Genomic DNA, 282 nt, shown 5'->3' on the forward strand with positions numbered 1-282 from the left:
GCTGAGGCGTAGTTACGGGCGAGCTTGTCGTATCGTGTGGCGATGCGGCGGAAATCCTTGAGGCGGTTGAAGGTCGCCTCAATCCGCCAGCGTTCGCGGTAGCGGCGCTTGTCGTGGCGGATCCTCTTCTTCCGACCGCGCTTGCCCGGGATGATCGGCGTGATGCCCTTCGCGCGCAGGTCAGCGCGCAGCCAATCGGCGTCGTAACCCTTGTCGGCGGCCAAGCGGTGGATCCGGCCGGGCGTGTCGGCCAGCACGGCTGGAGCTGTGGTGACATCGCTG

The 282-nt window shown here is 66.7% G+C and carries 1 protein-coding gene; it reads right to left on the reverse strand.

Annotated features, from left to right (window positions below; translation table 11 throughout):
* Positions 1–282, reverse strand: a 282-nt coding sequence (locus MFF64_RS36790) for a transposase (RefSeq protein ID WP_238193969.1), incomplete at both ends; no start/stop codon positions are given.

Origin of the sequence: Methylobacterium frigidaeris (assembly GCF_022179185.1) — a bacterium.
In the GTDB taxonomy this organism is placed as follows: Bacteria; Pseudomonadota; Alphaproteobacteria; order Rhizobiales; family Beijerinckiaceae; genus Methylobacterium; species Methylobacterium frigidaeris.